At 75.0% G+C, this 9,727-nt stretch carries 4 protein-coding genes; all 4 read left to right on the top strand.

Features of this window, described 5'->3' with window-relative positions; genetic code table 11:
• The first annotated feature begins 278 nt into the window (after nt 1–278).
• Entirely contained in the window at nt 279–1,811 is a 1,533-nt protein-coding gene (locus tag ACWDCZ_RS09455) for a DUF7059 domain-containing protein (RefSeq protein WP_117488503.1), read from the top strand.
• Between the two features lie 260 nt (nt 1,812–2,071).
• On the top strand, nt 2,072–2,530 hold the full coding sequence (locus ACWDCZ_RS09450; RefSeq protein ID WP_117488501.1) for a DUF3592 domain-containing protein: 459 nt from the start codon (nt 2,072–2,074) through the stop codon (nt 2,528–2,530).
• A 388-nt stretch (nt 2,531–2,918) separates the two neighbouring features.
• Entirely contained in the window at nt 2,919–5,801 is a 2,883-nt protein-coding gene (gene topA / locus ACWDCZ_RS09445) for a type I DNA topoisomerase (RefSeq protein WP_074001774.1), read from the top strand.
• 157 nt (nt 5,802–5,958) lie between these two features.
• A complete protein-coding gene (tmk, locus tag ACWDCZ_RS09440; protein WP_449815625.1) occupies nt 5,959–9,495 on the top strand; it encodes a dTMP kinase in 3,537 nt (1,178 codons plus the stop codon).
• Nucleotides 9,496–9,727: the final 232 nt, after the last annotated feature.

The raw sequence follows: 9,727 nt of genomic DNA, 5'->3' as shown, positions 1-9,727 counted from the left end.
GCCCGTGCGGACCGGAGGGTCCAACGCGCCCGTCCCCGGTACCGGGGACGGGCCCGGTGACGGGGACGGCGAGACGCCGCCCCCGGAGTCGCCGTCCCGCGAGTCGCCGTCCCGTGATCCGGCGCCCCTGCCACAGGCCCGCCGCTGAACGACTCGGTGCCCCCGGCAGGGCGGCGCGTGGTGGCTTCCAGGGGGCGCGCGGGGTGGTGCGGGCTTCCGTCCGCCGGCCGCGGGGCGCAGCGGCGGCCACCGGGTGGGTGGCGGGGGACAATGGCGGGGTGATCAGTAGCCCCGTTCTCGACCCGACCCGCCTCGCCAAGTTCCGCGAGGCGCTGCTCGCCGCCTCGTTCACCGCCGACGGCTGCCTGGACCTGCTCGGGCCCACCGGCTATTCGGCGTTGGCCCGCAGCGAGGCGGTCCCGGCGCTGCGGGCGACCCGCGGTGGCAGCCCGCTGGAGACGCTGGTGCGGCTGTTCCTGCTGCAGCAGCCGGTCCCGTACCGGGCGGCCGCCGCCGCACTGCCGGTGGAGGACTGCCTGGCGGACGGCTGGCTGCGCCCCGACGGCGATCTGGTGCGCGCCACCGTCGACGTCCGGCCGTACGCCAACGAGGTGGCCGGGATGCCCAGTTCGGATGCCTGGGTGGTCTCCGACCTGGGCTGCGCGGTGGGCGGCGCGGGCGGCATCGGCTCCGGTGAGACCGCGCACGGGGTGGCCCGCAAGGACCTGGTGCTGGGCGTCGGAGGCGCCTCCACCACGCTGGCCAACATCACCGTGCGCCGCCCCGTCCGGGCCGCGCTGGACCTCGGTTCGGGTTCCGGCGTGCAGGCGCTGCACGCGGCCCGGCACGCCGGGACCGTGACCGCCACCGACCTCAACCCGCGCGCGCTGCGCTTCACCGAGCTGACCCTGGCGCTGTCCGGTTTCGACAGCACCGAGGTGTCCGCTGGAAGCCTCTTCGAGCCGGTCGGGGAGCGGAAGTTCGACCTGATCGTCTCCAACCCGCCGTTCGTGATCTCGCCGGGCGGCCGGTTCACCTACCGCGACGGCGGCATGGCCGGCGACGACCTGTGCCGCGGCCTGGTCCGCTCGGCCGCCGACCACCTGGAGCCCGGCGGCTACTGCCAGCTGCTCGCCAACTGGCAGCACGTCAAGGGCGAGGACTGGCACGAGCGGCTGGCGGGCTGGGTCGCGGGGACCGGGCTGGACGCCTGGGTCGTCCAGCGCGAGGTCCAGGACGTGGCCCAGTACGCCGAGTTGTGGCTGCGCGACGGCGGCGACCACCGCGGCCCCGGCGGCGACTACCAGGCCCGGTACGGCGAGTGGCTGGACGCCTTCGAGGCGGGCCGGGTCGAGGGCATCGGCATGGGCTGGATCACCCTGCGGGCGAGCGGCGCCGAGCGTCCGACCGTCCGGGTGGAGGAGTGGCCGCACCCGGTGGAGCAACCGCTCGGCCCGCACATCGAGGCCTGGTTCGACCGGCAGGACTTCCTCCGCTCGCGCGACGACGCGGGCCTGCTCGCGGCCCGGTACGTGCTGGCCGACGAGGTGGTCCAGGAGCAGGTCGGCGCGCCCGGTGCGGAGGACCCGGAGCATGTGATCCTGCGTCACAACCGCGGCATGCGGCGGGCCACCAAGGTGGACACCGTGGGCGCTGGCTTCGTCGGGGTCTGCGACGGGACGCTGTCGGCGGGCGAGATCGTGGACGCCATCGCGCGGCTGCTCGGCGAGGACCGGGTGGTCCTGCGGGACCGGGTGCCGGAGTCGCTGCGCCTGCTGACCGAGCAGGGGTTCATCGACCCGGTCCGCTGAGACCCGGTCCGCTGAGACCTGGTCCGCTGAGACCCGGTCCGCTGAGACCGGAGCCGCCGAGGCCCGCCCCGCCCGGGCCTGCCCCGCCGGGACCGGCGCCGCTGATCGCGGCGGGACCGATCCCGCCGCGACGCGGCCGGTTCACCGGTCCGTACCCCCTGGTTCGTCCGACCGCCGCCGGGCGGCTGTCTCCCGTTGGTCCTCCGCTGTGAAGCTCTGTCCACAGGCTGTGGACAGAGCTGGGGAGCCGGGGGCCAGAGGTGGACACGACGACGGCGATGGTGGGCGGGTCGGTGCTCGCCCTCTTCGGTGGCGTGCTGCTGCTCTGGTGCGCCGCCGAAGTGGGCCTGCGCCTGCGGGTGCGCCGCCGGGGGGCGTCGGCGGTGGCCACCGTGGTGGCCGAGGACGACGTGCACGGCCAGCTGGACAGTGCGCCGCTGCTGTCCTTCTCGGTGCCGCCCTCGGTGGGCGGCTCCGGCGCGTGCGGGATCGCGGGGCTCGTGATCGCCCGCCCGCGCGGGCACACCCCGCTGCGCCGTCCGGACCGTTTCGCGCCAGGCGCCTCGGTGCGGATCTGTTACGACCCGCGGCGCCCGAGCCGGGTGGTGCTGGCGCCCGGGGAGGTCGGCCGGGCGGCCGTCGTCGACCTGCTGTGGAGCGTCCTGGGCGTGGGGTGTCTGGCGGCGGGCGCCGGGCTCCTGGTCGCGGTCGGCGGCTGAGCCCCGCACTCCGCGAGGGATCCGGAGAGGCCGGAGGCAGATCCGGGGGCGGGTGCCCAGGGCGGATTCACGCCATCCCGTGCCCACCTGTCGATTTTCCGTTGACAGATCTTGAAATCCGTCATTCCATCCTCCGGAACCTGCCGAAGGCCCCCCTCCACGGGGCGCGAACCTCCGTCATCGGGTTACCGTTCGAGTGGCGTCGGTGAGGCCGGCAAGTGAAAAAGCGGGATCCGTCCGTTTGACAAGGGTGGCCGGGGTACGGTCACACTCCGCTGGTGGGGGTGTCGTGCCGCGGCAGCCCCGGGACGGTGGAGGGGTCGGGCGGAGCGCAGCCCGTGCGGCCGGCGCCGACCAGCCACATAAGGACCGGGAGAGAAGAGCGAAGGTGTCCCCGAGCAGCGAGACCGCGCACGGACAGCGACTCGTCATTGTCGAGTCGCCGGCCAAGGCGAAGACGATCAAGGGCTACCTTGGCCCCGGCTACATCGTCGAGGCGAGCGTCGGGCACATCCGCGACCTCCCCAGCACCGCGGCCGAGGTGCCGGACAAGTACACCGGCGAGGTGCGTCGCCTCGGGGTGGACGTCGATCACGACTTCGCGCCCATCTACGTGGTCAATGCGGACAAGAAGTCCCAGGTCAGCAAGTTGAAGTCGCTGCTCGCGGAGTCCGACGAGCTCTTCCTCGCCACCGATGAGGACCGCGAGGGCGAGGCCATCGCGTGGCACCTCCAGCAGGTGCTCAAGCCCAAGGTGCCGGTGCACCGCATGGTGTTCCACGAGATCACCAAGTCGGCGATCCAGGAGGCCGTGGCCAACCCGCGCGAGCTCAACCAGCGCCTGGTCGACGCCCAGGAGACCCGCCGCATCCTCGACCGCCTGTACGGCTTCGAGGTCTCGCCGGTGCTGTGGAAGAAGGTCATGCCGAAGCTGTCGGCGGGCCGCGTGCAGTCCGTCGCGACCCGCCTGGTGGTCGAGCGCGAGCGCGAGCGGATGGCCTTCCACACCGCCTCGTACTGGGACCTGGTCGGCACCTTCGGCACCGGCCGCACCCCGGCCGACGCCGCCAACCCGGAGACCTTCGGCGCCCGGCTGGCCGCCGTCGACGGCAAGCGGATCGCCAGCGGCCGCGACTTCGGCCAGGACGGCCGGCTGAAGGCCGCCAGCGCGAACACCCTGCACCTGGACGAGCAGGCGGTCCGTCAGCTGGCCGCCGCCCTGGAGCAGACGGCGTTCGCCGTCCGCAGCGTCGAGTCCAAGCCCTACCGCCGCTCGCCGTACGCGCCGTTCCGCACCACCACGCTCCAGCAGGAGGCCAGCCGCAAGCTGGGCTTCGGCGCGAAGCGGACCATGCAGGTGGCCCAGAAGCTGTACGAGAACGGCTTCATCACCTATATGCGTACCGACTCCACCACGCTGTCGGACACCGCGGTCTCGGCCGCCCGGGCCCAGGTCACCCAGCTGTACGGGGCCGACTACCTGCCGGACGCGCCGCGCACCTACGCCAGCAAGGTCAAGAACGCGCAGGAGGCGCACGAGGCCGTCCGCCCGTCCGGCGACCGCTTCCGCACCCCCGCCGAGACCGGTCTGACCGGTGACGACTTCAGGCTCTACGAGCTGATCTGGATGCGCACCGTCGCCTCCCAGATGAAGGACGCGGTCGGCCAGTCCGTCACCGTCCGGGTCGGCGGCACGTCCGCCGACGGCCGGGACGTCGAGTTCTCCGCCTCCGGCAAGATCATCACCTTCCACGGCTTCCTCAAGGCCTACGTCGAGGGCGCCGACGACCCGAACGCCGAGCTCGACGACCGCGAGCGTCGGCTGCCGCAGGTCGCCCAGGGCGACCCGCTGGCCGCCGACCGGATCACCCCGGAGGGCCACGCCACCAAGCCGCCGGCCCGCTACACCGAGGCCTCGCTGGTCAAGGAGCTGGAGGACCGGGAGATCGGCCGCCCCTCCACCTACGCGTCGATCATCGACACGATCATCCAGCGCCGGTACGTCTTCAAGAAGGGGACGGCGCTCGTCCCGTCGTTCCTCTCCTTCGCCGTGGTCAACCTGCTGGAGAAGCACTTCGGCCGGCTGGTCGACTACGACTTCACCGCCAAGATGGAGGACGACCTCGACCGGATCGCCGCCGGTGAGGCGAAGTCCGTGCCGTGGCTGAAGCGCTTCTACTTCGGCGAGGGCGAGGGCAGCGCCGCGGGCGGCGCCGCCGAGGCCGGCAACGGCGACGGCGACCACCTGGGCGGCCTGAAGGAACTGGTCACCGACCTCGGCGCGATCGACGCCCGGGAGATCAGCTCGTTCCGGGTCAGCGACGACATCACCCTGCGGGTCGGCCGCTACGGCCCGTACGTCGAGCGCGCCTCGACGGTCGAGGGCGAGCCCGGCCAGCGTGCCGACATCCCGGACGAGCTGCCGCCGGACGAGCTCACCGTCGAGCTGGCCGAGGAGCTGCTGGCCAAGCCCAGCGGCGACTTCGAGCTCGGCGCGGACCCGGTCAGCGGCAACATGCTGGTCGCCAAGGACGGCCGCTACGGCCCGTACGTGACCGAGATCCTGCCCGAGGGCACGCCGAAGACCGGCAAGAACGCGGTCAAGCCGCGCACCGCCTCGCTGTTCAAGACGATGTCGCTGGACACCGTCACGCTGGAGGACGCGCTGCGGCTGCTCTCGCTGCCGCGGGTGGTCGGCACCGACGCCGAGGGCGCGGAGATCACCGCGCAGAACGGCCGCTACGGCCCGTACCTCAAGCGCGGCACCGACTCCCGCTCGCTCACCGACGAGGACCAGCTCTTCACGATCACCCTCGACGAGGCGCTGGCGATCTACGCCCAGCCCAAGCAGCGCGGCCGGGCCGCCGCCGCCCCGCCGCTCAAGGAGCTGGGCAACGACCCGGTCAGCGAGCGCCCGGTGGTGGTCAAGGACGGCCGCTTCGGCCCGTACGTGACCGACGGCGAGACCAACGCCACGCTCCGCAAGGACGACGAGGTCGAGACCATCACGCCGGAGCGCGGGTACGAGCTGCTCGCCGAGAAGCGGGCGCGCGGACCGGTGAAGAAGGCGGCGAAGAAGGCCCCGGCGAAGAAGGCCGCGGCCAAGAAGACGACCACCGCCAAGACCGCGGCGACCAAGACCGCCGCGAAGAAGACCGCGGCGAAGAAGACCACCACCACCAAGACGGCGGCGGCGAAGAAGACGGCGGCAAAGAAGACCACCGCGAGCAAGACGGCGGCCGGCCAGGCCACCGCCACCGACGAGGGCTGATCCCAGGTCGCGGCAGCCGGGCCCGTGCCCCCGATCCCGGGGGTGCGGGCCCGAGGTCCGTCGGGTCCGTGCGGGCTACGTCACAACCCGGTGATGAGCGCGATCCGGAAGCCCGTTCGCAGCGTTCCGGCCAGGCCCCGCCCGCTACGCTGACCGTATGACGAGCGAGGAGCAGCCCACCCCCAGCGCCGTCCCGGCCGCCAGAGCCCGGGCGTTCGACCTGCCCGAGGTCGTGCCCGCCGGGAGCCCGGCGGACCGGGCCAGGGCCCTGCTGCGGACACGCGCCTACCGGCGCCTGTGGACCACCCAGCTGATCGGCGGCACCGCCGACCGGCTCGGTCTGCTGGTGCTGCTCGCGCTCACCGTGATCGCCGCCGCCCAGGGCGGACAGTTCGGCAGCCTGCCGCGCAGCCTCGCCTTCGCCCTCGCCGCGGTCCTCGCCGTCCGGGTGCTGGCCACCGGGCTGGTCGGCGTCGCGCTGCTCGGCCCGGTGCACCGGCTGGTCACCGGCCGGCTGGACCGGCGCTGGACGCTGTTCGGCGCCGACGTGCTGCGCGCCCTGCTGATCGGCCTCGCGCCCTGGTGGAGCGTCTGGCTGGGCTCCGCCGCCAAGCCCTCCGGGGCCGCCGTCTACGTCCTGCTCGCCACCGTGTTCGTGACCGGTGCCGCCGAGCGGGTCTGGGGGATCGCCAAGTCCGCCGCCGTCCCGGGCCTGCTGCCGCCGGCCAACCCGCACCTGCCGGCCGCCGAGCAGCGCCCGGCCGCGGCCAACCTGGACAGCGTCCGGAGCATCGACCGCTTCACCGGCTGGGTGACCGTGCCGCTCGGCGCCGTCGGCCTGGTCGCCTTCACCCTGCTCAACAACATCGGCGCGGCCGTCGGCTCCGACTGGCTCCGCGCCCACCAGCTCACCTTCGCGGCGCTCGGCGCGGCCGGCCTGTTCGCCGCCTCGGCGGTCCGCGGCTACCTCCAGCAGCTGCCCGGCGGCCCGGTGACCGTCGCCCCGGTCTCCCCGTTCCAGGGCCTGCGCGCCCCGACCGACGCGACCCCCGGCCCCGCGCTCGGCAAGGGCCGCACCGGCAGCGCCCCGTACTTCACCTTCGCCGTCGCGGCCGGCTACGCCTCGATGGCGGGCGTCGCCGCGCTCGCGCTGCTGACCGCCGCCGAGCACCGCGCCGGGCCGATCGGCTACGGCCTGCTGGTGCTCGCCGCCGCCGGGACGCCCGCCCTGGGCACCCGGCTCACCCGGGCCACGCTGCCCTCGCTGTCCCGCCGCCGACTGCTCGCGCTGGCACTGCTCACCCAGGGCGTCGCGCTGATCCTGGCCGGCCTGGTGCTCGACTTCGTGCTGGTCCTGCTGCTCACCGTGCTGGCCGGCCTGGCCGCCGGGATCGTGGTCTCGGCCGGGCGCACCCTGCTCGCCCAGGAGGTCGAGGAGGCCCGGCTGCCGAAGGTCACCGAGCACCTGTTCGCGGTGCTCCGGGCCGTGGTCGCCGCCGCGCTGGTCGTCGTCCCGCTGATCGCCGCCGCCTACGGGGACGTCGAGTACGGCACCGTCGAGCCCGGCTCCTTCACCTTCATCCACGGCGGCGCGGCCCTGGCCGTCGCCACCTCCGGGCTGCTCACCCTGGTGCTCGCCGCGGTCGTGCTGCTGCGCACCGACGACCGGCGCGGCACCGCGCCGTTCGTCCGGGACCTGGTGGACTCGGTGCGCGGCGCGGGCGGCCCGGTGCCGCACCAAGGTGCGGGCACCGGCTTCTTCATCGCCCTGGAGGGCGGCGACGGCGCCGGCAAGTCCACCCAGGCCCAGGCGCTCGCCGAGTGGATCCGCGGCAAGGGGCACGAGGTCGTGCTCACCCGCGAGCCCGGCGGCAGCCCCGTCGGCCAGCGGCTGCGCGGCCTCGTCCTGGACGTCGGCAACACCGGCCTGTCGCACCGCGCCGAGGCGCTGATCTACGCCGCCGACCGCGCCGAGCACGTCGAGAACGTCATCCGGCCGGCCCTCGCCCGCGGCGCCGTGGTCATCACCGACCGGTACATGGACTCCTCCATCGCCTACCAGGGCGCCGGGCGCGACCTGGCCGCGACCGAGGTCTCCCGGATCTCCCGCTGGGCCACCGGCGGGCTGCTGCCCGACCTGACCGTCGTCCTGGACGTCGACCCGACCAGGGCCCGCGAGCGCTTCACCGAGGCGCTGGACCGGTTGGAGTCCGAGCCCACCGAGTTCCACCAGCGGGTCCGGGCCGGCTTCCTCTCCCTCGCCGCCGCCGACCCGGCGCGCTACCTGGTCGTGGACGGCAGCCAGGCCCCCGACTTCGTCACCACCGCCATCCGGCACCGGCTCGACCGCGAGCTGCCGCTCTCCGAGCAGGAGAAGGCCGCCCGCGCCGAGCAGGAGCGGCTGGCCAAGGAGGAGGCCGAGCGCCGCGCCGCCGAGGAGGCCCGCAAGAAGGCCGAGGAGGAGGCCGCCGAGCGCAAGCGGCAGGAGGTGCTGGCGCAGCTGCGGGCCGAGCAGGCGGAGAAGGAGCGGCTGGCCAAGGAGGAGGCCGAGCGGGCCGCCGCCGAGGCCCGGCGCAAGGCCGAAGAGGAGGCGCGCCGACGGGCCGCGGAGGAGGCCGAGCGCCGCGCTGCGGAGGAGGCCAAGCTCCGCGCGGCCGAGGAGGCCCGGCTGGCCGCGGAGGCCGTCGAGCGCAAGCGGATCGCCGACGAGGCGGCTGCCCAGGCCGAGCTCCAGCGGCAGCGCGAGCTCGCCCGCGAGGAGCAGCGGCGCCGGGCGGAGGAGGCGCTCCAGCGGGCCGAGGAGGCGCGGCTGGCGCAGGCCGCCGCGCTCGCGGCTGCGGCCGCCGCGGCGGAGTCGGCGGAGGGCCGGGCCGAGGGGCGGCCGGGGTCGGGTTCCAGCTCGGGTTCGGGCTCGGCGGGTTCGGGTTCGGCGGCGGGTTCGGGTTCGGGCTCGGGTTCGGCGTCGGGGGAGGCGACCACGGAGCTGCGGGCGGTCCGGGACATCCCGAAGGACGCTCCGCGGGACGCGGCTCAGGCCTCGTCGGGCGGGCTCGGGGACGAGGCGACGCGCGAGCTGTCGCCGCGGGACCGGCAGGCCGCCGTCCGGGCGGCCGAAGCCGCCGAGGCGCGCAAGGCTGCCGAGGCGCGTCGGGCCGCCGGTGCGGTCGACGAGACCACCAGGCTGCCGGTGGTACCGGCCTCGGCGGTGGACGAGACGGCCGTGCTGCCGAAGGTCCCGGCGGAGGCCGACCGGACCGCGGTGCTGCCGCGGATCGAGCCCGGGCGCGTTGAGGGCCGTACGGACGGCCGCGCCGAAGGGCGGGCCGAGGGCCGGGCGGCGCAGGCGCCGAGGCGCGCGGAGCCGGTCGACAGCACCCGTGAGCTGCCGGTGATCGGCGCGGAGCCGGCTTCCGGGCCGCAGTCGCCGTCGCAGCCGCAGCCGGCCGCCGAGCGGCCGCGGCCGGAGTGGGCCGAGGAGACGCCGATGGACGACCTGCCGAGCCTCACCGACACCCTGCTCGGCTCGCACGACGAGTGGGCGCGCTGGGAGCACGGCGGCCCGGGCCAGGGCGGTTCGTACGGCGGCCCGCAGAGCGGCGCCCAGGGCGGTGCGGAGCGGCCCGAGGGCCGTGGGAACGCCCAGGGCGAGGGTGACGGCAAGGGCAAGGGCCGTCGCTGGGGCCGCCGGGGCTGACCGGACACGCGTGCGCGGCGCCGTCGGGGCGGGTCCCCGGCGGCGCCGCCACGTTCCGTCGGGCGGTCGCCGGTGGGGCCGCGGTCCGTCGGGTGTCGGTTCGTCGGGTGTCGGTCCGTCGCCGCGGGACCGGCCTTCCCGTCCGCCTTCTCGTCCGCCGTGTCCTCCGCCGTCCCCCGGACGGAGCAGTGGGTGTCGGAGCGGAGACGTATGCTCGACGGCGGGGAAGAGG

It is taken from the genome of Kitasatospora sp. NPDC001225 (assembly GCF_053597855.1).
The sequence above is the reverse complement of the archived record's forward strand: the minus strand, read 5'-3'. Positions and strand labels throughout refer to the sequence as shown.